The organism is Stenotrophomonas sp. 80084_Sma (assembly GCF_056481995.1).
Genome location: NZ_CM151177.1, coordinates 4,546,915 through 4,570,100, shown reverse-complemented (window position 1 = coordinate 4,570,100; position 23,186 = coordinate 4,546,915). Strand labels below are relative to the sequence as shown.

Below are 23,186 nucleotides of genomic sequence, written 5' to 3'. Positions count from 1 at the left end.
GGAAGGAGCCCGCCGATGACCCTGCCACCGCCGATTCCCGCCCATGACCCGGCATCCGCCGGTTGGTGGTGCCGCCACTGGCGCTGGGCGATGCCGTTGATGGTGGTGCTGGTGCTGGGTGGTGCAGGGGGTGTGGTGACCTGGAGCGTGCTGCGCTGGAGCGAGGCGGCACGCGAGAGCCCGCCGATGCGCGAGGCGCTGCGACGCGCGGGCTGCAGTATTGAACTGGTGGAAGCCTTTGGCGAGCCGCTGCATATCGAATCGATGCCGCTGGGCAGCATGCAGACCGCGATGAACGGCCAGCGCGACGTCGGCCTGACCGTTGCGCTGGAAGGACCGCATGCGCACGGCCGGCTGTTCGTGCAGGGCAGCCGTCGCGATGAAGTCTGGGATTACCCGGTGATGTATGTACTGGCCGAAGACAAGCAGACCTTCGACCTGACTGCACTGGATGACGACGAGGCTGCGGGGGAGTGCGAGCTGCAGGCCTGCCGTGAGCGTGGCGAATGCCCGCTGACCGCCGCGCTGTGACCGCAGGTCGCGCGGCCGGGTAAGGGCGGCCATGTAGAGTCGACTGTTAGTCGACTGCTCTCCACAAGACGCCTGAAAAACCCCGCGCTGCGCGCGATAGTCGACTGACAGTCGACTCTACCCATCAGCCGCGCCGTGACCTCCAGCCGATTGTCGCCATCGCCGTGAGCGCGTAAGTTGCGGGCAACCCTTTGCTGGAGTGTCCCATGAAGCCGATTGCGCTCGCTGTTGCCCTGGCCCTGACTGCCGCCCCGTTGCTGTCCGCACCGCCGGCGCTGGCTGCACCCGCCGCCAAGGCCGCCACTCCTGCCAGCCCGGCCTGGGTGGCCCGCAGCAATGCACTGGCGCAGATCCTGCTTGATGCACAGGGTCCGTTCCAGCCGGAGGAAACCGGCTTCTTCGGCGTTCCCGGCTACGACGACAAGGTGGCCGACCTCGGCCCGGACAACGGCAAGCGCTACCGCGCCGCGATGGCCAAGGCCCGCGACGAACTGAAGGCGAAGCTGGCCACCGAGCAGGATCCCAATGTCCGCCAGGACCTGGAGATCATGATCCACGCCGCCAGCCAGAACATCGAAGGCAGCGAGCTCAACGAGAAGTACCTGTTGCCGTGGAGCGATGCGCCGCAGACGGTGTTCAGCGGCCTCAACCTGCTGCTGTCCGACCAGGTGCCGGCCGAGCGCCGGGCCAAGGCGCTCGACCGCCTCAAGGCCTACGCCGGCCTGCAGCCGGGCGGCACCGCCTTCACCACGCTGGCGCGCCAGCGCTATGAAGAGCGCTTGAAGGACAGCAGCCTGCTGCAGCCGACGAAGATCGAAGTGCAGCAGTCGCTGGACAACGTCGAGACCTACATCACCGGTATCGAGTCGCTGCTGAAGAAGTACCAGATCGCCGGTGCCGATGAAGCAATGAAGGCGCTGGCCGGGCAGATGAAGGACTACGCCGCCTGGACGCGCACGACCGTGCTGCCGAAGGCACGTGCCGACGCACGCCTGCCGGCGCCGCTGTACGCCTACCAGCTCAAGCAGGTCGGCATCGACATCGACCCGAAGCTGTTGATGCAGCGCGCGCAGCTGGAGTTCATGGAAACCCGATCGGCGATGCAGCAGCTGGCGCCGCTGGTGGCGAAGGACAAGGGCCTGAAGGTGGCCGACCCGAGCGACCCGGTGGCGGTGATCCGCGCGCTGAAGGCTGACAAGATCGCCGACGATCATCTGGAAGGCCACTACCGCAAGGTGATCGACGCGATCGATCCGCTGATCCGCGAGCACGCCATCGTCGACGTGCCCAAGCGTGCCATGCAGATGCGACTGGGTTCGGCCGCCGAGAGCGCCGCCAGCCCGGCGCCGCACTTCCTGCCGGCGCCGCTGGTCAACAACACCGGGCAGCAGGGCACCTTCGTGCTGCCGCTGGGCAATCCGGCCGCCGGTCCGGGTGCGCAGTACGACGACTTCAACTTCGGCGCGGCGGCGTGGACGCTGAGCGCGCATGAAGGCCGCCCCGGCCACGAGCTGCAGTTCACCGCCATGGTCGAGCGCGGCGTCTCGCTGGCACGCACGATGTTCGCGTTCAATTCGGTGAACGTGGAAGGCTGGGCGCTGTATGCCGAAGCCGAGATGGTGCCGTACGAGCCGCTGGACGGGCAGATGATCGCCCTGCAGTTCCGCCTGCTGCGGGCTGCGCGCGCGATGCTGGACCCGATGCTCAACCTCGGCCTGACCGACCGCGCCAACGGCGAGCGCGTGCTGATCGAGCAGGTCGGCCTGTCCAAGGCGATGGCCACCCAGGAACTGGATCGCTACATGGTGCGCATGCCGGGCCAGGCCGGCAGCTATTTCTACGGCTACACCCGCATCCTGGAACTGCGCATGCAGACCGAGCTGGCACTGGGCGCGAAGTTCGACCGCCTGGCGTTCAACAACTTCCTGCTCGACCAGGGCCTGCTGCCGCCGGACCAGCTGGCCGATGCGGTGAACAAGGTGTTCGTGCCGAAGTACAAGCGCTGAGCATCACCGGTAGTGCCGGCCACTGGCCGGCGCCGCGGGTTTCGTGCCAACCAAGGTTGGCACCTACCAGAGCGATGCGTCGGTTGTTGCAGGGGTAGTGCCGGCCGCTGGCCGGCAATCGCCGTTGGTAGATGCCGACCTTGGTCGGCGCTGTGGGTTTCGTGCCAACCAAGGTTGGCACCTACCAGAGCGATACGTCGGTTGTTGCAGGGGTAGCGCCGGCCGCTGGCCGGCAACCGGTGTTGGTAGATGCCGACCTTGGTCGGCGCTGTGGGTTTCGTGCCAACCAAGGTTGGCACCTACCAGAGCGATGCGTCGGTTGTTGCAGGGGTAGTGCCGGCCGCTGGCCGGCAATCGCCGTTGGTAGATGCCGACCTTGGTCGGCGCTGTGGGTTTCGTGCCAACCAAGGTTGGCACCTACCAGAGCGATACGTCGGTTGTTGCAGGGGTAGTGCCGGCCGCTGGCCGGCAATTGCCGTTGGTAGATGCCGACCTTGGTCGGCGCTGTGGGTTTGTGCCAACCAAGGTTGGCACCTACCAGAGCGATGCGTCGGTTGTTGCAGGGGTAGTGCCGGCCGCTGGCCGGCAAGCGCCGTTGGTAGATGCCGACCTTGGTCGGCGCTGTGGGTTTCGTGCCAACCAAGGTTGGCACCTACCAGAGCGATACGTCGGTTGTTGCAGGGGTAGTGCCGGCCGCTGGCCGGCAATTGCCGTTGGTAGATGCCGACCTTGGCCGGCGCCGCGGGTTTCGTGCCAACCGAGGTTGGCACCTACCAGAGCGATGCGTCGGTTGTTGCAGGGGTAGTGCCGGCCGCTGGCCGGCAAGCGCCGTTGGTAGATGCCGACCTTGGTCGGCGCTGTGGGTTTCGTGCCAACCAAGGTTGGCACCTACCAGAGCGATACGTCGGTTGTTGCAGGGGGAGTGCCGGCCGCTGGCCGGCATTTCCCTTGGGCGAAGAGGATTTCTGAGGTTGCCGGCCAGCGGCCGGCACTACCGGCGGTGACCCTCTCGGGTCACCGCTGCGGCTGCGGTGTGATCACCTGTGTCGGCAACCGCGCGGGCGGTGCCGGATTCGGCACCCAGATCGCGACGCCGGCGGCGCGCTTCTGCGTGGTCGGAATACCGATGCCGACGCCGCCACCGACGTGCGAACCGAACGTGCCGGCGCCGACCGACATGCCCACCGGCGAGCCACTGCTGCCCACGCCCATCAACACCACGCCATTGGCGCCGAGCGCGGCGGCCTCACGCTTCAGGCGTGCCACGGCGGCATCGGTCTGGCCCTGGGTGCCGAAGCCGACGGCGGACGCCGATTCCAGCTGGGCGATTTCCTGGGAACCGGCCGGTGGCGTCGAATAGATCTGCACCAGCGCCGGATCGATCGGTGCGCGGGCGCGGCCCAGCATCACCTTGGAGGTACTGGCACAGCCAGCGGCGACCAGCAGGATGGCCGCCAACGCGGCCCAACGGATGTTCATGGCACGACCCCTGTAGGACTGGTTGCGATCATCGGCGGGCCACTCTGAATCGGCGCCAACACCCGGGCCAGGGCACGCACGGCAGCACGCTAGCACGGCGGGGGTGACAGCCCCGCCAATGGCAGTAGGCGGCGGCAGCGGGAACGTCTATGGTTGGGGCAGGAACCAACTGCGGGAGAGCGGCATGGGTGTGATCAGTCTGTTGTGGGGCGTACTGGCGCTGTTGTGGATGATCCTGGCGCTGATTCCACTGCTGGGCTGGGGCAACTGGTTCCTGATCCCGTTCGCTGCGGTGGGCGCGGTCATCGCCGCGCTCGGCATCCTGTTCACCCACCCGAGCAAGCGTGGCCGGGCCTGGGCCGGGCTGGTGCTGAACGGCATCGTGGTGGTGGTGGGCATCCTCCGCCTCGGCCTGGGTGGCGGCGTGATCTGAGCCCGCACCCGGGTGCGACAGGGCGTCGCAGGCGCACGGCCCATGGCCGGGCAGGGGCGTACAATGAATGGCTGCGCGAGCCCCCCGCGTGCCTGTGAATCCGCGCCCGGCGCGGCTGCCCCATGATCATCCGACCCCGTCCCCACGGCTGGCAACTGCTTTACATCCTGCGCGGTTCGATCGTCAAAGCGATCGCGCCCAAGGTGCTGGCCATCCTGATCCTGTCCATTGCCGTGGCTGCGGTGGTGGAACTGGCGCCGCCCACCGGCATCGAACGCGTTTCCGTCACGCCGTTCACCCTGCTCGGCCTGGTCCTGTCGATCTTCCTCAGCTTCCGCAACAGCGCCTGCTACGAGCGCTGGTGGGAAGGCCGCAAGCTGTGGGGCCAGCTGGTCTACGAATCGCGCTCGCTGGCCCGCCAGGTGAACCTGCTGCTGGCCGATGACACCGGCCGCCGCCGCCGCATCGCCTACCTCACCACCGCCTTCGCCCATGCACTGGCCGGTCGCCTGCGCGGGCGCATCGTGGCGCTGATGGCCCTGCCGTGGCTGGACAAGCGCCAGCGCGAACAACTCGGGCAGCGCGAGAACGTGCCCGACGCGCTGCTCTCGATGATCGCTGCGGAACTGGCGCAGGCCCTGCGTGCCGGTGACCTCGACCCGATCCTCTACACCCAGCTGGAAGAACGCCTGCACGCGATGTCGTCGATCCAGGCCGGCTGCGAGCGCATTCTCACCACACCGCTGCCGTTCGCCTACACCCTGCTGCTGCACCGCTGCGCGTGGATGTTCTGCGTGCTGCTGCCGTTCGGCCTGGCCAGTTCGCTGGGCTGGGGCACGCCGGTGCTGTCGGCGGTGCTGGCCTATGCCTTCTTCGGCCTGGACCAGCTGGGCGAAGAAATGGAAGACCCGTTCGGCCTGGAGCCGAATGACCTGCCGCTGGACGCGCTGGTGCGCACGATCGAGATCGACCAGCTCGACGCGCTCGGCGAACGCCCATTGCCCGAACCCCTGCTGCCGCAGGGCTACCTGTTGCAATAGCCACTCCTCGGAGCCTGCCATGTCCCACCCGCTTTACCGCCCGCGCCGCATGCGCCATGACGAGTTCTCGCGCCGCCTGATGCGCGAGAACACGCTGACCACCGACGACCTGATCTACCCGGTGTTCGTGCACGAACTGGCTGGCCGCACCGCGGTGCCGTCGATGCCGGGCGTGGAGCGGCTGTCGATCGAAGAACTGCTGAAGGTGGCCGAAGAGGCGCTGGAGCTGGGCATTCCGGTGATCGACCTGTTCCCGGTGATCGACCCGTCGCTGAAGTCGCTGGATGCATCGGCGGCGTGGGCCGAGGACGGCCTGGCGCAGCGTGCGATCCGCGCGCTGAAGTCGCGCTTCCCGGAACTGGGGGTGATGACCGACGTGGCGCTGGACCCGTACACCACCCACGGCCAGGACGGCATCATCGACGACAAGGGCTATGTGCTGAACGACATCACCGTCGAGGCGCTGGTCAAGCAGTCGGTATCGCACGCCGAGGCCGGTGTGGACATCGTCTCGCCGTCGGACATGATGGACGGCCGCATCGGCGCGATCCGTCGTGCGCTGGATGCCGACAACCACATCAACGTGCGCATCATGGCCTACTCGGCCAAGTACGCCTCGGCGTTCTACGGTCCGTTCCGTGATGCGGTGGGCAGCGCCGCCAGCCTCGGCAAGGCCGACAAGAAGACCTACCAGATGGACCCTGCCAACGGCGACGAGGCCCTGCGCGAGATCGCGCTGGACCTGGAAGAGGGCGCCGACATGGTGATGGTCAAGCCGGGCATGCCGTACCTGGACCTGGTGCGCCGGGTGAAGGAGAAATTCGGCGTGCCAACCTTCGCCTACCAGGTGAGTGGCGAGTACGCGATGATGAAGGCCGCCTTCGCCAACGGCTGGCTGGACGAGCGCGCCTGCGTGCTGGAGTCGCTGCTGGGCTTCAAGAGGGCCGGTGCCGATGGCGTGCTGACCTATTTCGCGCCGCAGGTGGCGCGATGGCTGCGCGAGCGCTGACAATAGCGCCACGATAGACGGAGGACTGCGCGATGGGACCCGAACTGGGGTGGATGCAATGGCTGATCTGGGGCACCGGTACGCTGGTGTTCGGCGCCATCATCGTCGGTGTCTTCATCGCCGCCTGGCGGGCCGGCAAGCGCCCGCCGGAGCAGCTCTCCGCCGCGCGCCGCGTGGCCCGTGAGCAGGCCCTGCCGGACAGCGTGCAGGCCGAACTGGCCGCGCTGAACCAGCGCAAGGACAATGGCCAGCTGAGCGAGATCGAGTACGAGCAGCAGCGCGCCAAGGTGTTGTCGCGCTGACGGGTGGGTGCCAACCTTGGTTGGCACTTTCCCGCATGCCAACCAAGGTTGGCATCTACCAAACGGCCATCCACGCACGGCGTGGATCTACCGCACGCACCTGGCGCCTCCATCGCCCTGGTAGCCGCCAACCTTGGTTGGCGTTTGCCGTCACCGTGCGCCCGGCACGCACCCCGCAACCGCCACCACCTTCGGCACCGCCAACCGGTACACATCCACGCCACCGGCACGCGGTGCCTTCGCCGCACTGCTGGCGACCATCATCTCGCCCGGCTTGGCGTTGTCGATCACCGGCGCGCCGGTCCAGCCGCTGGCCTGGTTGAACGACAGCCCCAATGGCTGCAGCGCCGCACCGGTCCACGCACAGCCGCTGCTCCACACCTGCGTGGTCGTGCCGTTGCCGCGGCTGAACACCACGGCGCCGTCATGCCCCAGCCAGTCGCCGTCGGTCTCGTCGTCGGCACTGTTCAACGCGCTCAGTGCGCTGGCCGGGCCACGCAGTCCCTGCGCATCCAGCGTCGCCACGAACAGGTCCCAGCCGGCACCACGGCCCTGCTGGCGGGCAAACAACAGCTGCCTGCCATCCGCGCTCAGGGCCGGCCCGCGCTCTTCCCGGCGGCCCGCGTCGCCCGCCAGCAGCTGCGCGGTACCCAGTTGGCCATCGGTGGCGAGAGCGGCCCGATACAGCGCCAGCTTGCCCTCGCGGCCGGCCGCGAACAGCAGCCAGCGGCCGTCGCGGCTGAAGTAGGGATCATGGGCTTCACCGGCCACGCCTACCGGCAAGGCCTGCGCCTGCTGCCAGCGGCCGTCCACCACGCGCGCCTCCCACAGGCCCCAACCGGCCTCGCCACGGCGGGCGAAAACGATGCGCTGGCCATCGGCGCTGATCGTGGCGCGGCCCTCGTCGGCACGGGTCGAGACCACGCCCATGCCTTCGATGCCGTACTCGTTCAACGCCATCGCCACGGGGGCAGAGAGTAGACTGGCGGCAAGCACCAGCAGGGGCGGGGTGATGCGCATCATCCGGGTCCGTGCACGAAAGAGCATCAGTCTAGCCAGCTTGAGGATTCCATGACCGACCGTTACGCCGTCTTCGGACACCCCGTTGCCCACTCGAAGTCGCCGCAGATCCACGCGACGTTCGGTCGCCAGGAAGGCATCGCGGTGGATTACCGCGCGATCGACCTGGCCCCGGATGCGTTCCTGGCCGGCCTGGAGGCGTTCGCCTCAGAGGGCGGCGTCGGCGCCAACGTCACCTCGCCGCACAAGGAAGCCGCGTTCTCGGTGTGCACCACGCTGACTGCACGTGCGCGCCGCGCCGGTTCGGTCAACACGCTGCTGCGCAAGGGCGACCGCTGGCACGGTGACACCACCGACGGCATCGGCCTGGTGCGCGACCTGACCGACCGCCACGGCCTGGACCTGCGCGGCCGCCGCATGCTGCTGATCGGTGCCGGTGGCTCCGCGCGCAGCGTCGCCCCGGCCTTCCTCGATGCTGGAATCACCGAACTGGTGGTGGTCAACCGCACGCCGGAACGTGCCGATGAACTGATCGACGCCATGGGCGAGCCGGGCCGCGCGATCAGCCGCTACTGGGAAGACCTGCGCGAGCTGGGCGACTTCGAGCTGATCGTCAATGCCACCTCGGCCGGCCGCGACCGTGACGTCGAGTTCAAGCTGCCGCTGTCGCTGGTCAACTCGATGACCACCGCCGTCGACCTGAACTACGGCGAGGCCGCCATCGCCTTCCTGGCCTGGGCGCGCGCAGCGAACTGCCGCAATACCGTGGATGGCCTGGGCATGCTGGTCGAGCAGGCCGCCGAGAGCTTCCTGCAGTGGCACGGTGTGCGTCCGCAGACCGACGAGGTCTACCAGACGCTGCGGCAGGGCTCGGCCGTGCTGGCCGGCGAGGACTGATCGATGGACAACACGACCCTGATGGTGACGGTGCTGAGCATCGTGGGCGTGCGCCTGCCGGTGCTGATCGCACTGTGCGTGGGCCTGGTCTGGGTGGTCGGCGCACCGCGCGATGCCACCCGCACCGGCGCCCTGGTCGGCCTGGTGCTGTTGCTGCTGTCCAGCCTCGGCGGCATGGCCGCCGGCATCCTGCCGATGTGGTTGATCAACAGCGGCAACTTCGACGCCATCTCGGGCATGAGTGCCATCCTTGGCGTGCTGCACTTCGCGCTGGCGATGGTCGAGGCCATCGGCGTGGTGCTGCTGGTGTGGGCGCTGGTGCGCCTGCTGCGTACCCGCACGATCCCGGCATCCTGACCGGTAGCGCCGGGCCATGCCCGGCGTATCTGGCCCTTGGGCGGTCCGCCCATCGGACCGTGACCGCCGCCTGGCGTCGTCGCTGGCCCGTTCAGGGTGCCAGCGACGGTGAACGCGGCCGGCCATGCGACAATGACCGGCCTGATCCAGCCACGGTACTTCCCGGCGTGACCGAAACCGTCGCCGCTCCGCGCACGCTCGATGACACCTTGAAGGACGCGATCCGCAAGGCGTACACGACGCTGCAGGCCAATACCCCCGGCTTCTCCACCCGTCGCTCGCAGAGCCAGATGATCGGCGTGGTGTCGCGTGCGCTGTCGAAAAGCGGTGGCGTCGGCGTGGTCGAAGCGCCCACCGGCGTCGGCAAGAGCCTGGGCTACCTCACCGCAGGCGTGCCGATCGCGCTGGCCAGCAAGAAGAAGCTGGTGATCAGCACCGGCACCGTGGCGCTGCAGTCGCAGCTGGTCGAGCGCGATATCCCGAATTTCCTCAAGGCCACCGGCCTGGAAGCGACCGTGGCGCTGGCCAAGGGCCGTACCCGCTACCTGTGCACGCGCAACGCCGCCGAGGCGCAGGGCGAGGGCTCGCAGGGCGGCATGTTCGAGGATGACGCGCCGCTGTTCGACCGGCCGCTGGCGCCGATCGAGATGGACATCGCCAAGCGCCTGACCGATGCCTTCACCGGCGGCAGCTGGGATGGCGACATCGACAACGCGCCGGAGACCATCAGCCCCGGCCTGCGCAGCCGCATCACCACGCCGGCTTCGGGCTGTGCCGGGCGCCGCTGTGCCTATTCGGCGCAGTGCGCGGTGCTGCGTTCGCGCAATACGGTGCGCGACGCACAGATCGTGGTCACCAACCACGCGCTGCTGCTGTCGGCGCTGTCGATCGGTGACAGCGACAACGGCCAGCCGTTGATCGCCCCGCCGTCGGACATGCTGCTGGTGTTGGACGAAGGCCATCACATCGGCAACGTGGCGATCGACCAGGGCGCGGCCAGCCTGGCGCTGGACGAGATGGCCAAGCGCACCGGCCGCCTGCAGATCCTGATCGCCGGCGCCTACCGCGCGGTCGACAAGGATCGGTTGGGCAACCTGTTGCCGAACGAGGCGATCGAGGTGGCCAGCAACGTGGCCAAGCAGCTGCGCGCGTTCCGCGACCACGTCGAGCGGGTGTGGATGCCGGCACCGGCCGACGAGGAACCGATGTGGCGCGCCGCCAATGGTCGTCTGCCCGAGGCCTGGCGCGAGCCGATCGAAGCGCTGGCCGACGACACCCGCAGCCTCTACAACTGGGCGCATGCCGCCACCGCGCAGGTGGCCAAGGGCAAGCCGGACGATGCCGCGCGCGAGCGCCTGCAGCGCAACCTGGGCATGGCGCTGGAAATGATCGAGCAGCAGTACAACCTGTGGCAGGCCTGGCGCCGCGAGGACAAGGACGGCGCGCCGCCGATGGCGCGCTGGGTCACCGCCACCCGCGACGGCGACCTGGTGCTGCATGGCTCGCCGGTGTCGGCCGCGCACGTGCTGCGCAAGCTGCTGTGGGATGAAGTGGACTCGGTGGTGATGACCTCGGCGACGCTGACCGGCGGTGGCGACTTCCAGTCGCTGGCGATCGACAACGGCATTCCGGAAGAGGCCGAGATGGTCTCGCTATCGTCGCCGTTCGACCTGCCCAACCAGGCCGAGCTGATCGTGCCGAAGTTCCCGGTCACCCCGGACGACCGCGAAGGGCACCCGCGCGAAGTGGCGCGCTACCTGGACACCGAACTGGACTGGGCCAAGGGCTCGATGGTGCTGTTCACCTCGCGCTGGAAGATGGAGAAGGTAGCCGGGCTGATGTCGGCCGCGCGCCGAAAGCAGGTGCTGGTGCAGGGCGAGATGTCCAAGACCCGGCTGATCGACGAGCATCTGCGGCGCGTGGCGGCAGGCGAAGGCTCGGTGCTGTTCGGGCTGAATTCGTTCGGCGAAGGCCTCGACCTGCCCGGTGAGGCCTGCACCACGGTGGTGATCACCCAGGTGCCGTTCGCGGTGCCGACCGATCCGCAGACCGCCACGCTCAGTGAGTGGTTCGAGGGGCGTGGCCTCAATGCCTTCAACCTGATCGCCATTCCGCACGCGCTGCGCACGCTGACCCAGTTCGCCGGCCGCCTGATCCGCACCTCCACCGACACCGGCCGCGTGGTCATTCTTGATTCGCGACTGCTGACCCGCCGCTACGGCAAGCGCATCATCGACGCGCTGCCACCGTTCAAGCGCGTGATCGGCTGACCGGTAGCAAAAAGGGGACGGAGGGAATTAAGTCGTTTATGGCAAAAACGACTTAATTCCCTCCGTCCCCATTTTTGCGAGCACTGTACAGATGCCGGCCAGGGGCCGGCACTACCGCACGGGCTGACGATCGGACAGCGGCGCTTGGTGGTTACCGGGTGCCTGTTTCAGGCGTCCGGCAGCCTGGCCCATAGGCCTCCATGTAGGGTTTGCCGAAGCAGCGCAGTAGCCCATCAAGCACATCCAGGTTGGGCGGCCACGGCATCTGCACCTGCTGCCCGCCTTCGGTGGTGAACTGGTAGCGACCGTCCTTGATGTTCTCCGCCATCGCGGTGGGCGTCGGTATCGCGACCAGCCTCGCACGAGCCTTCTCCAGGGCGCTGCGGTCCTGGCGCAGGAACGCGACCATGCCGTCCACGTAGGCATTCCAGTAACCCGGGTCGCCCGCGTTCACGGGTTTGTGGCTGCGTTCCATCAGCGTGATCGCCTGCGCGGTCTGCCCCAGCTCCGCGCGCAGCTGGCCCTCGTGCCAGGTGATGATGACGTTGCCTTCTGCCTTGGGCAGAGCGCCGTAGGCGGACAGCAGGTCGGCCGCTTCGCGGGTACAGCCACGGTCGGCCAGCGGGCGCCAGCCACCTGCCAGGTCCTGATCGAATCGGCCAGGTTCCATCGCCAGCATCGCGGCACGGTCGTAGCTGCAGTCCGGGGCTTTGGGCGGTTCGGCTGACGTGCCCATGGCAGTGGCCAGCGCAAAGGAAAGCAACATCATCTCAACCTCCGTGTTGGTGACTTCCTGGACCACCATAACGGATCAGGAGGGGTAGCGCCGGCCGCTGGCCGGCAACCTCATTGATTTGCAGACGCATTGTGCAGATGCCGGCCAGCGGCCGGCACTACCGCACGGGGATCAATCGCCGAGCAGCGCGGTGTTGCGTACGGCGCCCTTGTCGGCACTGGTGGCCAGCAGCGCGTAAGCCTTCAGCGCGCTGGTGACCTTGCGCGGGCGCGGTGCGCGCGGCTTCCAGCCGCGGGCATCGGCGTCGGCGCGGCGCTGGGCCAGCGTGGCCTCATCCAGCAGCAGATCGATGCGGCGCGCCGGGATGTCGATGCGGATGCGGTCGCCGTTTTCCACCAGGCCGATGACACCGCCACTGGCGGCTTCCGGCGAGACATGGCCGATCGACAGGCCCGAGGTTCCGCCGGAAAAGCGGCCATCGGTGAGCAGCGCACATTGCTTGCCCAGCCCCTTCGATTTCAGATAGCTGGTCGGGTACAGCATCTCCTGCATGCCGGGGCCGCCCTTCGGGCCTTCGTAGCGGATGACCACCACCTCGCCCGGCTGCACCTCGTCAGCGAGGATGCCGGCGACGGCGGCGTCCTGGCTTTCGTAGACGCGCGCGGGGCCTTCGAACACATGGATCGACTCGTCCACGCCGGCGGTCTTCACCACGCAGCCATCGATGGCCAGGTTGCCGCGCAGCACGGCCAGCCCGCCTTCCAGCGAATACGCGTGCTGCAGCGAACGGATGCAGCCCTCGGCGCGGTCCACATCCAGCGTCGGCCAGCGCGTGGCCTGGCTGAAGGCTTCCTGGGTGGGGATGCCGGCCGGGCCAGCCTTGAAGAAGGTATGCAGGGTGTCGTTGTCACTGCGCACCACGTCCCAGCGTTCCAGTGCTTCGGCCAGGCTGGCGCTGTGCACGGTCGGCACCGTGGTTTCGAGCAGGCCGGCGCGGTCCAGTTCACCGAGGATGCCGAACACGCCGCCGGCGCGGTGCACGTCCTCGATGTGGTACTTCGGCGTGTTCGGCGCCACCTTGCACAGCTGCGGTACGCGCCGCGACAGCGCGTCGATGTGGGTCAGGTCGAAGTCGACCTCCGCTTCCTGCGCGGCAGCCAGCAGATGCAGGATGGTGTTGGTGGAACCGCCCATGGCGATGTCCAGGGTCATCGCGTTGGCGAACGCGGCCTGGGTGGCGATGCCGCGCGGCAGCGCGCTCGGGTCTTCGCCGCCATACCAGCGGTGGCAGAGTTCGACGATCAGGCGGCCGGCGCGGCGGAACAGCGCCTCGCGGTCGGCATGGGTGGCCAGCGTGGTGCCATTGCCCGGCAGCGACAGGCCCAGCGCTTCGGTCAGGCAGTTCATCGAGTTGGCGGTGAACATGCCCGAGCAGGAGCCGCAGGTGGGGCAGGCGCTGCGCTCGAACGCGGCGACCTTCTCGTCGGAGGCGCTGTCATCGGCGGCCACCACCATCGCATCGACCAGGTCCAGCTTGTGCTCGGACAGCTTGGTCTTGCCCGCTTCCATCGGCCCGCCGGAGACGAACACCACCGGGATGTTGAGGCGCAGCGCGGCCATCAGCATGCCGGGGGTGATCTTGTCGCAGTTGCTGATGCACACCAGCGCGTCGGCGCAGTGCGCGTTGACCATGTACTCCACGGCATCGGCGATGATCTCGCGGCTGGGCAGCGAATACAGCATGCCGTCGTGGCCCATCGCGATGCCGTCGTCCACGGCGATGGTGTTGAATTCCTTGGCGACGCCGCCGACCTGTTCGATCTCGCGCGCGACCAGCTGGCCGAGGTCCTTCAGGTGCACGTGGCCGGGCACGAACTGGGTGAAGGAGTTGGCGATGGCGATGATCGGCTTGTGGAAGTCGCCGTCCTTCATGCCGGTGGCACGCCACAGGGCGCGGGCGCCGGCCATGTTGCGGCCGGCGGTGGAGGTGCGGGAGCGGTATTCAGGCATGGCTGGCGGAACGGGCGGGCCGTACAACGTGGGGGTCGCCCGATCATGGCCAATTTTTTCGGTTGCTGCTGCAACCACCCGTTTTCGGTAGATGCCGACCTTGGTCGGCGCCGTGCCGTGTGTGCCAACCAAGATTGGCACCTGCCAGAGCGGTGCGCCGCCCGGGGTCGGATCCCATCGCGGCGCGATGGGCTCTGACCCCAATGCCCGACGAAAATGAAAGTCCGTTCATCTTTCGGACTTTGCCGATTCCGGTTGCTGGTCCGGATTTGGCATCATTGGGGCATTGATCCGTCGACAGGGCATGAGGCCATGAAACGTTCCCGCACCACCGCGCTGCTGCTGATGAGCGCTGCGCCGCTGCTGTTCACCGCCTGCCAGAAGGAGCCGGAGGTGAAGGTGCAGGAAGGCCTGTACACCTCGGTGGAGGCCTGCACCGAGGCCACCGGCGATCCCTCGTCGTGCCGCAATGCCTTCGCCGAAGCGCAGAAGCAGGCCGCCGATGCGGCGCCGAAGTACGCCAGCAAGGAAGCCTGCGAGAAGGACTACAAGCCGGAACAGTGCGTGCAGCAGCACACCTCGGCCGGTACCTCGTTCATCGGCCCGATGATGATGGGCTTCTTCATGTCGCAGATGCTGAGCAACCGCGGCGGCCTCGCGCCGCAGGCGCCGGCGGCGGCGCCGGCCTACCAGGACAAGAGCGCTGGATGGGCGCGTCCGGCACCGGGCGGTACCGGTGGCCTGAACACCGCCAGCGGCATCGGCGCGGGCAAGGCCGGCCTGGCCCCGGTCACCAGCGAGCCGAACCGTGCGGTCACCGCCAGCCGTGGTGGCTTCGGCAACACCAGCGCACGCCGCAGCACCAGCGGCAGCTACGGCGGCTGATCGACCCATGCAGCGCATCCGGATTGCCGAGCGTGCCCAGTGGCGGGCACGTGCGGATGAAGCGGGTTTCCGCTTCCACACCATCGACGGCCAGCCGTATTGGGATGAAAGCGCGTACTACGCCTTCACCCTGCGCCAGATCGAACAGGACATCGAAGACCCCAGCGCCGAGCTGCACCAGATGGCGCTGGACCTGGTCGGTGATGTCATCGGCAGCGAACGATTGATGGACCAGCTGGCGATTCCGTCGCATTACCGCGACTGGATCGCCAACAGCTGGCGCCAGCGCCAGCCGCATCTGTACGGTCGCCTGGACCTGGCCTACGACGGTACCGGCCCGGCCAAGCTGTACGAACTGAACTACGACACGCCGACCTCGCTGTTCGAGGCCAGCTTCTTCCAGTGGCAGTGGCTGGAAGACCAGCGCAACGCCGGTCGCCTGCCGCAGCATGCCGACCAGTTCAACGCGATCCACGAAGCGCTGGTCGAACGTTTCGGCGAACTGGCCACGCAGTTGCCGCCACCGCTGTATTTCAGCGCCGTGGGCAGTTCGGAAGAAGACCGCGGCACCGTCGACTACCTGCGCGACTGTGCGTCGCAGGCCGGCCTGCATGGCCAGGCCATCGCCATCGAGGATATCGGCCTGTCCGAGGACGGCCGCTTCACCGCGCTGGACGATTCGGTGATCGGCACGCTGTTCAAGCTGTACCCGCTGGAAGACCTGATGGCGGAAGAGTTCGGCCGCGCGCTGCCCGGTTCGGGCGTGCAGCTGCTGGAGCCGGCGTGGAAGGCGGTGCTGAGCAACAAGGGCATCCTGCCGCTGCTGTGGCAGCGCAACGTGGGCCATCCGAACCTGCTGGAAGCGCATTTCGATGACGGCAGCACGCTGGCCTCGGGCTGGGTGCGCAAGCCGCTGTTCTCGCGCGAAGGCGCGAACATCGAGATGCACCTGGCCGATGGCAGCACCCAGCGCAGCGACGGTCCCTACGACGGCCCGGCGATCATCCAGCGTGCGCACCCGCTTACCCGCTTCGAGGGCGGCTATCCGCTGATCGGAAGCTGGGTGGTGGGCGACCACGCCTGCGGCATCGGTATCCGCGAGGACGACAGCGCGATCACCCGCGACAGCGCGCGCTTCGTGCCGCACGCGATCGTTGATGAGGCGCCGACGCGGATCTACGTCTGATGACGGTGTAGCGTCCCCAGGGCCGGCGCGGGCGACCGACGCCGGTGGCAGGGCGACATGGGTAGTGCCGGCCGCTGGCCGGCAACCGCAATTGGTAGTGGCCGACCTTGGTCGGCGGTTGGGTTTTGTGCCAACCAAGGTTGGCACCTACCAGAGCGGCTGCGAACCAGAGCAATGTGCCGGTAGCGCCGGGCCATGCCCGGCGAGCGCAGCGGTCCCGACAGAGCCGCCGGGCATGGCCCGGCGCCATCGATTAGAGCAGCCCTTCGCGCTTCACCGCCAGATAGCGTTCCACCAGCGCACCAGGCAGGGCATCGGCGGTCACGTCCAGCACCATCACCTTCTCGCTGCGCAGCGCTTCATGCGCCTTCGCGCGCTGCTGCAGGTACAGCGCAGCGGCACCGGCCTGGGTGGCGTCTTCCAGGGTCTGCACGTCACCCTCCAGCGCAGCGTCCAGTTCGCGTTCGCGCAGGCTGGCCACGCACACCAGGTGGCGGCGCTGCAGCAGGCGCACCGCTGCCAGCAGGTCCTCGATATCCTCGTCACGCACGTTGCTGACCAGCATCACCAGCGCCCGCCGACGCTGGCGCAGTGATACTTCGGTGGCGGCCGCCAGATAGTCGGTGGCCACCGCGCGCGGCTGCAGGTCGTAGCTGGCGCGCAGCAGGTGCTCGACGGTGCCCATGCCGCGCTGCGGCGCCACCCAACGGCGCTCGCCACCGGTGGCGAACAGGCCGGCGGCGTCGCCCTGGCGCAACGCCAGGTAGGCCACCACCAGCGAGGCGTTCAAGGCATGGTCGAAGTGCGAGAGCCCGCCTTCGCTGGCCAGCATGCGCCGACCGCTGTCGAGCATCAGCAGCAGCTGCTGGTTCTTCTCGTCCTGGTATTCGCGCGAGATCAGCTTGCGCGCACGCGCGGTGGCCTTCCAGTCGAGCTGGCGCAGGCTGTCGCCGATGCGGTACTCGCGCATCTGGTGGAAGTCGGTGCCTTCACCGCGGCGGCGCTTCACGTGTGCACCGACCAGCCGCGAGGCCTGGTCGGCACTGAACAGGGCAAAGCGGGTGAGCGGCACGAAGTTCGGATAGACCCGCACGTCCAGTGCGGGCGGCAGCGTGCGTTGCTGCCACCACAGCCACCACGGTGAACGCATGCGCAGATGCACGCCTTCGAAGCGGAAATGCCCACGCTGCAGCGGCTGCAGGTGGTAGTGGAGGGTGGAAGCACTGCCCGCCTGCAGGCGCACGCGCTGCGGCAGTGATTCCAGCGGCCAGCCGCCGGGGACCAGGTCGAACACCTGCACCGTCATCGATGCGTCCGCCTGCAGCCGCAGCGCGGCCTCGCGGCGCACGCCCAGTGCCAGCGCTTCGGGCAGCTCACGCTGGATCTGCGGCGATGGACGCCGCGTCTGCCGCCACAGATCCATCAACGCTGGCACGGCAATCGCCACCGCGGCCAGCGCCCAGCTCCAGCGCGGCAGCAGGCCGCCCAGCACCAGGCCACCCAGGGCGGCCCAGGCCAGCAGCAGCGCCAGCAGCAGCGGGGCCGGCCTCATCGGCGCGGTGCTTCCACCTTGGCCAGCAGTGCACCCAGCACGTCGTCGGCGTCCTGGCCTTCGATCTGCAGTTCCGGTGCCAGCGCGATGCGATGGCGCAGCGCGGGGCGCGCGATGTCGCGCACGTCGTCGGGGGTGACGAAGTCACGGCCGGCCAACACCGCCTGCGCGCGCGAGGCACGTACCAGCGCGATGCTGCCACGCGGGCCAGCGCCGACCGCGATACCCGGCCACTGCCTCGTGGCCGCCACAATCCGCACCGCGTAGTCGATCACTTCGTCATCGACGGTGATCGCCGCGGTGGCACGCTGCAACTCCAGCAGTTCGCCGGCACCGAGCACGCGTGGCACCTGGCTCAGGTCGAAATCGCTGGCGGCACGACCACTGGTGATCGCGGTCACCATGCGCTTCTCGTCCTCCAGCTGCGGGTAGTCGATCAGCACCTTCAACAGGAAGCGGTCCAGCTGTGCTTCCGGCAGCGGGTAGGTGCCTTCCTGCTCCAGCGGGTTCTGCGTGGCCAGCGCCATGAACGGCGGCGCCAGGGTGAAGGCCTTGCCTTCGATGGTCACCTGGCCTTCCTGCATCACTTCCAGCAGCGCCGACTGGGTCTTGGCCGGTGCGCGGTTGATCTCGTCGGCCAGCAGCAGGTTGGTGAACACCGGGCCGCGACGGATCTTGAAGCTCTCGCTCTTCGGGTCGTACACCGCGTGGCCACTGACGTCGCTGGGCATCAGGTCGGGGGTGAACTGTACACGCCCGTAATCCAGCTCCAGGGCCTGTGCCAGTGCGCGCACCAGCAGGGTCTTGCCCAGCCCGGGCACGCCCTCGATCAGCACGTGACCACCGGCAAGCAGCGCCACCAGGATCTGGTCCAGCACATCGGCCTGGCCGATGAAGGCGTGGCCGACGGCATCGCGGATGGCATCGACGCGTTCGATCAGGCGGGCGTTGGCAGCCGCCGGCAGCTCGGGGACTTCAGTCATAGCAGGGATCTCATCTGGAGCAGCAAGCGGATGCGCTCGCGCAGGGCGGAGGAATCGTGCGGCGGTGGGGGCGTGAGCGCGCTGGCGACGCGGCCCTGCGGCCACTTCAGCAGCTCGGCGATGGCCTGATCGCGCGGCGCACCATCCAATGCGGCGGCAATCGGTGCGCGCAGGCGCAGGCGGTGCAGGAACAGGGCGAGCACGGCCTCGTACAGGCGTATGCCGTGACCGAAGCGCAGCAGCAGTTCGCCACTGGCACGCACGTGCTCCAGCAGTGAACGACGTTCCAGCACCGGCGACGGCAGCAGGCTGCCGAAGCGCTGTGAACGGCCCCACAGCCAGCCCAGCAGGGCCAGCAGCAACGGCACCCACAACGGCCAGCCCTGATAGAACATGCGCGACCACAGCGACGGCGGGCGGCTGGCATAGACCAGCCAGACCGCACCCTTGCCATAGTTCGGATCGAGCAGGTAGCGGGTCAGGTCGCGATGCGACGCGTCGTGCAGGCCGTCGCTGGCCCCGCCACCTGCCGACGCCAGGCGCGCTGCCGGTGAGTCCACTTCGCTGCGCATGAACTCCATGTCGGCCAGCACGCTCACTCTGCCCTGGCCGTGGCGCAGGCGCGCGAACACCAGGTCGCGATCAGTGCCCCAGCGGCGTTCGGCCTGCGCACTGGCCGCAAACCCCAGGGTGAAGCGGCGGCCACCACAGAATTCGACGTGGCCCGGATCGTCGTCGACATGGAAGGCCTGGCAGTCGCTGCGCTGGAACAGGCTGTCTACGCCCAGCCGGTCCAGCAGGGGGCCCTGCGTGCTGCCGGCATCGTCCTCGGCCGGCGGCGGCGTACGTACCAGCAGGTGACCACCCCCGTCGACCCAGTCCAGCAGTGCGCTGGCGACGGGCGGCGGCAGTTCGCTGCTGTCCTGCAGCAGCACTACCGTGTCGTGGCGCCCCAGCGTCATCTGCTGCAACTCCAGCCGCGGTCGCGAATGCACGTCGATGCCATCGGCGCGCAGGGCCTGGCCGAGCACGTACAGCGGGTTGTAGGCGGCCTCGCCCTGTGGCGGCAGCCGGATCGTCTCGGTCACCCGCTCGTGCGTGCGCAGGTAGAGGATGGTCAGCGGTACGCCGAACAGCACCAGCGCACCGAGCAGCAGCGACCAGAACAGGCGCGGACTCATGCCTGCCACCCGTACTGCTGGCGCAGGGTATCGGCCAATGCATCGAAATCGGCGCGGCTGGGCAGGCGGCCACCGTAGGCGGCGTACTGCCACATGCGCACGATGCGCGCGAACAGGTCACGGTCGCTGGCCTGGGGCATGCGTCGCGATGCGCGCAGGCATTGCGCTTCGGTGGCACCGGGTGGAAGCGCGATACCGCTGCGCTCGCCCACCGTGCGCACGCTGGCGCGGTACAGCAGGGCCAGCGCCTGCCGCGGCCGGCCCTGGTCCCAGAGCAGGCCGGCCTGGGTGGCCACGTCCGGCGGCAGCACCACCGGCAACTCCACCTGCTCCTCCAGCACCTTCGGTGCAGCGTCGGCCTTGCGCCGGCCACTGCCACGCAGCCACGGCAGCCACAGCCGCGCGGTCAGCAGCAGCACCAGCAGCAGGATGCCGAGCAGGCCCCAAAGGCCCCATTCGGCCAGCCGTGCCAGCCAGGCGATGCCGTCCTTGCGCGCTTTGCGTTCACCTTTGCTGTTGGTGTCACGCTGCAGCTGCTTGTCTTCCTTCTTTTTTTCCTCGGCCTGCTCGATCGGCTTCCAGCGGGTGACCTGGCGGGTCGGGCGCTGCAGCGGGTCTTCATAGGCGCGGTTCACTGCCTGACGGAAACCGGCGGTGTCCACCGGCGCTGTACCGAAGATCATTGCCGGCGTATTGGCGGGGTCGTTGGCCGCGGTGGCCGGTTCTTCCGCACTGTCTTCGTCCTCTTCGGCATCGCCTGCCTGCTCCGCGACCGTCTGCGCGTCCTGCGCATGCACCGGTGCGGACACCAGCGGCAGTGCCAGCCACAGCAGCAGCGCCAGCGTCGATGCTGCCGGCAGCAGCCGCTCGCGCAGGCGGCGCAGGGCGATTTCGACGTCCCAGGCTTCCATCTGCGTTCGACGGTTCAGGTACAGGCCAAAGCCCGCACCGACGAAGAACGGGCCGATCAGCACCGAGGCCAGCCAGCACGCCAGGTTGAAGCCCAGCCGTGCCCATGCCGGCGTGTCCTTGCCAATCATGTCCCACGCCGCACGCCACGATTCGGACATCAGCTCCAGTGGCATGAACATGAACACCGCACCGATCGCGCCGGATACCAACACGGCTTCGAACGCCAGGCAGGTCACCGTCAGTACCAGTGCCGCGCCCGCTGCGCCGGCTGCCACCGCACGACGGCGTGGGCCGCGCTGGCCCAGTGTGTTGCCTTCCAGCAGGTTCACCGGCAGGCACAGGCTGCGCAGCACGCTGAAGCGGCGCCAGCCCAGGTAGCCCCAGAAGCCGCTGTTGCCCCAGCTTCGCTGCGCGCGCAGGGCGGCCAGCGTGCCGACCGGCTCGCCGAAAATGCCGCGCGACAGCACGTACAGCGGCGCGCGTTCGAACAGCGGCTTGCACCACCACATCGCCAGCCAGGCCCAGCCGAAGGCATCCAGCCACCAGCCCAGCGCGTTGAAGATCACGAACAGCGGTGCACTGGCCAGCAGCCAGCTGCCCCACAGCGCACGCGCGTGACGGCGGGACAGGGCGGTGCCCAGCTCCATCGCTTCCCAGCCACTGCGGGCGCGCAGCGCCACATCCAGGCGGTCAATGCGCATGGCCGCCCCCACGTCCGCCGCGCCACAGCCACAGCAGCACGCCGGCCCACAACACACCGGCCACGCTGAACTTGCCCCACGCTGGTACTTCGGCAAGCGAGGACCAGAAGGCTTCGATGAAGGCGGCCACCAGCAGCATGAAGGCGACGCCGAGGCACAGCCGTGCGCCGATGCGGCCGCCTTCGACCAGTGCATCCAGGCGGCTGCGCCGACCCGGTGCCAGCAGCTTCATGCCCAGCTGCAGACCGGCACCGCCGGCGATCACGATCGCGGTCAGCTCGAAGGCACCGTGGCCGACCACGAAGCGCCAGAACGGGTCGCCATGGCCGATGTGCTGCAGGTGACCGGCCACCGAACCGATGATCACGCCGTTGAACAACAGCACCAGCAGCGTGCCCAGCCCAGCCAGCAGCCCGCTGGCGAAGGTGCGCAGGGCGATGCTGATGTTGTTCATGATGTAGTGGCCGAACATCATCCAGTCGGTGCCGCTGTCACGCCCCAGGCGCTCGGCGGCGGGATCGTACATGCGCTCCATCTCGGCGATCTGGCGGTTGTCCATCAGCATGTGGATCAGGTCCGGATAGACCTGCACCAGCACGAAGCAGGCCACCGCCGGCAGCGCGAACATCGCCAGCGCCACCCACATGCTGCGCGCCTGGCTGCGCACCAGTAGCGGGAAATCGGCCACCAGGAACTCCAGGGCACCCCGCCAGCGCGTCGGCGGCGTGCGGTACAGCACGCTGTGGCCCTGCTGCATGAGCTGCTGCAGGCGCTGCACCAGCTGCGGGCTGTAGCCGCGTTCGCGGGCCAGCGCCAGTTGCTGGCACAGCCGCCGGTAGCGCTGCGGGAAGGTGGTGTCGTCCAGTGCCAGGCCGCTGGCCTTGCGGCGCGTGCGGCGTGAGGCACCAGCACGCAGCAGCAGCCACTGCTCCAGGTCCTGCCATTCCTGCTGGTAGCGGGCGACGAACTGTTCCTGCTTCATCGCCGCCCCAGCAGCCAGTTGGCCATCGCATACAGGCGCAGCACGCCGACCTGGCCATGGGTGCCGGTCAGTGGCTCGGCAATACCGGCCAGCTCCTGCTGGCGCGCCGCCGACAACCGTGGCGCGCGCTCGGCGAAGGCCATCAACGCAGCCTGTTCCTCTGGTCGCAGGGGCTGCGGCGGGGCCAGCACGCTGTCGATGGTCGGCGGCGGTGGCAGGTACAGCGCGGGTGCGTGCACCACCACGGTGCCCGCCACCAGGTCGCCAAGGCGGCGGCCATGCGGATCGAACAGGCTGCTGATCAGGCCCAGCGCATAGCCGAACGGCAGCATGTCCACCGTGCGCAGCAGGTTGCGGGTGATCGCCGCCATCCAGCCTACCGGCGCGCCATCGCGGGACAGCACGCGCAGCCCCAGCGCACGCTTGCCCAGCGTGCGCCCCCACAACGCTTCGCAGACGATCGGGTAGGCCCAGTAGACCAGGAACATCAGCACCAGGTAGAGGCCGGAGCCGAACTTGTCCAGCAGCGCCAGCGGAATGGACACCAGCACCAGTGCCGCGATGCGCACGCCAAGATCGACCAGCCAGGCCATCGCCCGCGGTACCGGGCCGGCGGCAGGCAACTGCAGCGGCACACCCTCCGGCGTCACCACCTCGCGGTAGGTATCGAGCATCGGTGCGGCCATCAGCGCGATGGCCTTCGTTGTGGGCGCC

The 23,186-nt window shown here is 68.4% G+C and carries 21 protein-coding genes; 11 read left to right on the top strand and 10 right to left on the bottom strand.

Annotation, left to right across the window (positions count from 1 at the left end; translation table 11 throughout):
- Positions 1-15 precede the first annotated feature (15 nt).
- Together ACZK3W_RS20990 and ACZK3W_RS20985 are read left to right on the top strand one after the other, a co-directional pair.
- A complete protein-coding gene (locus ACZK3W_RS20990) occupies positions 16-531 on the top strand; it encodes a cytochrome c oxidase assembly factor Coa1 family protein (RefSeq protein WP_293798438.1) in 516 nt (171 codons plus the stop codon).
- Positions 532-737: 206 nt separating this feature from the next.
- Positions 738-2,537: a DUF885 domain-containing protein gene (locus tag ACZK3W_RS20985; protein WP_180838682.1), complete on the top strand. Its 1,800-nt coding sequence runs from the start codon at positions 738-740 to the stop codon at positions 2,535-2,537.
- 1,014 nt (positions 2,538-3,551) lie between these two features.
- Here the strand turns inward: ACZK3W_RS20985 and ACZK3W_RS20980 are convergent.
- A complete protein-coding gene (locus ACZK3W_RS20980; protein ID WP_014038879.1) occupies positions 3,552-4,016 on the bottom strand; it encodes a hypothetical protein in 465 nt (154 codons plus the stop codon).
- Positions 4,017-4,200: 184 nt separating this feature from the next.
- Between ACZK3W_RS20980 and ACZK3W_RS20975 the strand changes: the two genes are divergently transcribed.
- From ACZK3W_RS20975 to ACZK3W_RS20960, 4 genes are all read left to right on the top strand, one after another.
- Complete coding sequence (locus ACZK3W_RS20975; protein ID WP_006475755.1) at positions 4,201-4,449, top strand: hypothetical protein; 249 nt, start codon at positions 4,201-4,203, stop codon at positions 4,447-4,449.
- A 122-nt stretch (positions 4,450-4,571) separates the two neighbouring features.
- Entirely contained in the window at positions 4,572-5,489 is a 918-nt protein-coding gene (locus ACZK3W_RS20970) for a bestrophin family protein (protein ID WP_010482217.1), read from the top strand.
- Positions 5,490-5,508: 19 nt separating this feature from the next.
- The gene (gene hemB, locus ACZK3W_RS20965) at positions 5,509-6,498 is read left to right on the top strand and encodes a porphobilinogen synthase (protein WP_032129123.1); all 990 of its coding nucleotides are present in this window, start codon (positions 5,509-5,511) and stop codon (positions 6,496-6,498) included.
- A 32-nt stretch (positions 6,499-6,530) separates the two neighbouring features.
- Complete coding sequence (locus tag ACZK3W_RS20960) at positions 6,531-6,800, top strand: SHOCT domain-containing protein (RefSeq protein WP_478450246.1); 270 nt, start codon at positions 6,531-6,533, stop codon at positions 6,798-6,800.
- A 150-nt stretch (positions 6,801-6,950) separates the two neighbouring features.
- Here the strand turns inward: ACZK3W_RS20960 and ACZK3W_RS20955 are convergent, their stop codons facing one another.
- A complete protein-coding gene (locus ACZK3W_RS20955; RefSeq protein ID WP_180838705.1) occupies positions 6,951-7,823 on the bottom strand; it encodes a TolB family protein in 873 nt (290 codons plus the stop codon).
- A 48-nt stretch (positions 7,824-7,871) separates the two neighbouring features.
- On the opposite strand from ACZK3W_RS20955, the gene aroE reads away from it, so the two are divergent.
- From aroE to dinG, 3 genes are all read left to right on the top strand, one after another.
- Positions 7,872-8,717 (top strand): shikimate dehydrogenase, encoded by an 846-nt coding sequence (gene aroE / locus ACZK3W_RS20950; RefSeq protein WP_180838706.1) that lies wholly within the window; start codon positions 7,872-7,874, stop codon positions 8,715-8,717.
- Positions 8,718-8,720: 3 nt separating this feature from the next.
- Complete coding sequence (locus ACZK3W_RS20945) at positions 8,721-9,074, top strand: hypothetical protein (protein WP_006400655.1); 354 nt, start codon at positions 8,721-8,723, stop codon at positions 9,072-9,074.
- Positions 9,075-9,241: 167 nt separating this feature from the next.
- Positions 9,242-11,344: an ATP-dependent DNA helicase DinG gene (gene dinG, locus ACZK3W_RS20940; RefSeq protein WP_071228543.1), complete on the top strand. Its 2,103-nt coding sequence runs from the start codon at positions 9,242-9,244 to the stop codon at positions 11,342-11,344.
- 151 nt (positions 11,345-11,495) lie between these two features.
- Here the strand turns inward: dinG and ACZK3W_RS20935 are convergent, their stop codons facing one another.
- Together ACZK3W_RS20935 and ilvD are read right to left on the bottom strand one after the other, a co-directional pair.
- Positions 11,496-12,113 (bottom strand): hypothetical protein, encoded by a 618-nt coding sequence (locus tag ACZK3W_RS20935; protein WP_125895411.1) that lies wholly within the window; start codon positions 12,111-12,113, stop codon positions 11,496-11,498.
- A 138-nt stretch (positions 12,114-12,251) separates the two neighbouring features.
- Complete coding sequence (ilvD, locus tag ACZK3W_RS20930) at positions 12,252-14,090, bottom strand: dihydroxy-acid dehydratase (RefSeq protein ID WP_049424111.1); 1,839 nt, start codon at positions 14,088-14,090, stop codon at positions 12,252-12,254.
- 312 nt (positions 14,091-14,402) lie between these two features.
- On the opposite strand from ilvD, the gene ACZK3W_RS20925 reads away from it, so the two are divergent.
- Complete coding sequence (locus ACZK3W_RS20925; RefSeq protein ID WP_125895412.1) at positions 14,403-14,975, top strand: DUF1190 domain-containing protein; 573 nt, start codon at positions 14,403-14,405, stop codon at positions 14,973-14,975.
- 7 nt (positions 14,976-14,982) lie between these two features.
- Complete coding sequence (locus ACZK3W_RS20920) at positions 14,983-16,161, top strand: glutathionylspermidine synthase family protein (RefSeq protein WP_125895413.1); 1,179 nt, start codon at positions 14,983-14,985, stop codon at positions 16,159-16,161.
- A 253-nt stretch (positions 16,162-16,414) separates the two neighbouring features.
- On the opposite strand, the gene ACZK3W_RS20915 is transcribed toward ACZK3W_RS20920, so the two are convergent.
- The 6 genes from ACZK3W_RS20915 to ACZK3W_RS20890 are packed head-to-tail and all read right to left on the bottom strand — an operon-like array spanning position 16,415 to position 23,158.
- Positions 16,415-17,713, bottom strand: a complete 1,299-nt coding sequence (locus ACZK3W_RS20915; protein WP_125895414.1) for a DUF58 domain-containing protein — start codon at positions 17,711-17,713, stop codon at positions 16,415-16,417.
- Positions 17,710-18,696 carry an AAA family ATPase gene (locus tag ACZK3W_RS20910; protein WP_005411535.1) on the bottom strand — a complete coding sequence of 329 codons (987 nt, stop codon included), beginning with the start codon at positions 18,694-18,696 and terminating at the stop codon, positions 17,710-17,712. Before ACZK3W_RS20910 ends, ACZK3W_RS20915 begins: the two co-directional genes overlap by 4 nt.
- The gene (locus tag ACZK3W_RS20905) at positions 18,693-19,877 is read right to left on the bottom strand and encodes a DUF4350 domain-containing protein (protein WP_049461684.1); all 1,185 of its coding nucleotides are present in this window, start codon (positions 19,875-19,877) and stop codon (positions 18,693-18,695) included. The genes ACZK3W_RS20910 and ACZK3W_RS20905 overlap by 4 nt, the downstream gene beginning before the upstream one ends.
- Positions 19,874-21,490: a DUF4129 domain-containing protein gene (locus tag ACZK3W_RS20900; protein ID WP_125895415.1), complete on the bottom strand. Its 1,617-nt coding sequence runs from the start codon at positions 21,488-21,490 to the stop codon at positions 19,874-19,876. Before ACZK3W_RS20900 ends, ACZK3W_RS20905 begins: the two co-directional genes overlap by 4 nt.
- Entirely contained in the window at positions 21,480-22,472 is a 993-nt protein-coding gene (locus ACZK3W_RS20895) for a stage II sporulation protein M (protein WP_032129115.1), read from the bottom strand. Before ACZK3W_RS20895 ends, ACZK3W_RS20900 begins: the two co-directional genes overlap by 11 nt.
- Positions 22,469-23,158, bottom strand: coding sequence for an RDD family protein (locus ACZK3W_RS20890; RefSeq protein ID WP_049400866.1), 690 nt, complete (start codon positions 23,156-23,158; stop codon positions 22,469-22,471). Before ACZK3W_RS20890 ends, ACZK3W_RS20895 begins: the two co-directional genes overlap by 4 nt.
- Positions 23,159-23,186: the final 28 nt, after the last annotated feature.

Bases quoted from the DNA above. Each gene is read 5' to 3' on its own strand.
- aroE (WP_180838706.1), top strand. From the start codon at position 7,872: ATGACCGACCGTTACGCCGTCTTCGGACACCCCGTTGCCCACTCGAAG.
- ACZK3W_RS20980 (WP_014038879.1), bottom strand. From the start codon at position 4,016: ATGAACATCCGTTGGGCCGCGTTGGCGGCCATCCTGCTGGTCGCCGCT.
- ACZK3W_RS20970 (WP_010482217.1), top strand. From the start codon at position 4,572: ATGATCATCCGACCCCGTCCCCACGGCTGGCAACTGCTTTACATCCTG.
- ACZK3W_RS20920 (WP_125895413.1), top strand. From the start codon at position 14,983: ATGCAGCGCATCCGGATTGCCGAGCGTGCCCAGTGGCGGGCACGTGCG.
- ACZK3W_RS20900 (WP_125895415.1), bottom strand. From the start codon at position 21,490: ATGCGCATTGACCGCCTGGATGTGGCGCTGCGCGCCCGCAGTGGCTGG.
- ACZK3W_RS20975 (WP_006475755.1), top strand. From the start codon at position 4,201: ATGGGTGTGATCAGTCTGTTGTGGGGCGTACTGGCGCTGTTGTGGATG.
- ACZK3W_RS20935 (WP_125895411.1), bottom strand. From the start codon at position 12,113: ATGATGTTGCTTTCCTTTGCGCTGGCCACTGCCATGGGCACGTCAGCC.
- ACZK3W_RS20960 (WP_478450246.1), top strand. From the start codon at position 6,531: ATGGGACCCGAACTGGGGTGGATGCAATGGCTGATCTGGGGCACCGGT.
- ACZK3W_RS20895 (WP_032129115.1), bottom strand. From the start codon at position 22,472: ATGAAGCAGGAACAGTTCGTCGCCCGCTACCAGCAGGAATGGCAGGAC.
- ACZK3W_RS20910 (WP_005411535.1), bottom strand. From the start codon at position 18,696: ATGACTGAAGTCCCCGAGCTGCCGGCGGCTGCCAACGCCCGCCTGATC.
- hemB (WP_032129123.1), top strand. From the start codon at position 5,509: ATGTCCCACCCGCTTTACCGCCCGCGCCGCATGCGCCATGACGAGTTC.
- ACZK3W_RS20890 (WP_049400866.1), bottom strand. From the start codon at position 23,158: ATGGCCGCACCGATGCTCGATACCTACCGCGAGGTGGTGACGCCGGAG.
- ACZK3W_RS20905 (WP_049461684.1), bottom strand. From the start codon at position 19,877: ATGAGTCCGCGCCTGTTCTGGTCGCTGCTGCTCGGTGCGCTGGTGCTG.
- ACZK3W_RS20955 (WP_180838705.1), bottom strand. From the start codon at position 7,823: ATGATGCGCATCACCCCGCCCCTGCTGGTGCTTGCCGCCAGTCTACTC.
- ACZK3W_RS20990 (WP_293798438.1), top strand. From the start codon at position 16: ATGACCCTGCCACCGCCGATTCCCGCCCATGACCCGGCATCCGCCGGT.
- ACZK3W_RS20945 (WP_006400655.1), top strand. From the start codon at position 8,721: ATGGACAACACGACCCTGATGGTGACGGTGCTGAGCATCGTGGGCGTG.
- ilvD (WP_049424111.1), bottom strand. From the start codon at position 14,090: ATGCCTGAATACCGCTCCCGCACCTCCACCGCCGGCCGCAACATGGCC.
- ACZK3W_RS20915 (WP_125895414.1), bottom strand. From the start codon at position 17,713: ATGAGGCCGGCCCCGCTGCTGCTGGCGCTGCTGCTGGCCTGGGCCGCC.
- ACZK3W_RS20925 (WP_125895412.1), top strand. From the start codon at position 14,403: ATGAAACGTTCCCGCACCACCGCGCTGCTGCTGATGAGCGCTGCGCCG.
- ACZK3W_RS20985 (WP_180838682.1), top strand. From the start codon at position 738: ATGAAGCCGATTGCGCTCGCTGTTGCCCTGGCCCTGACTGCCGCCCCG.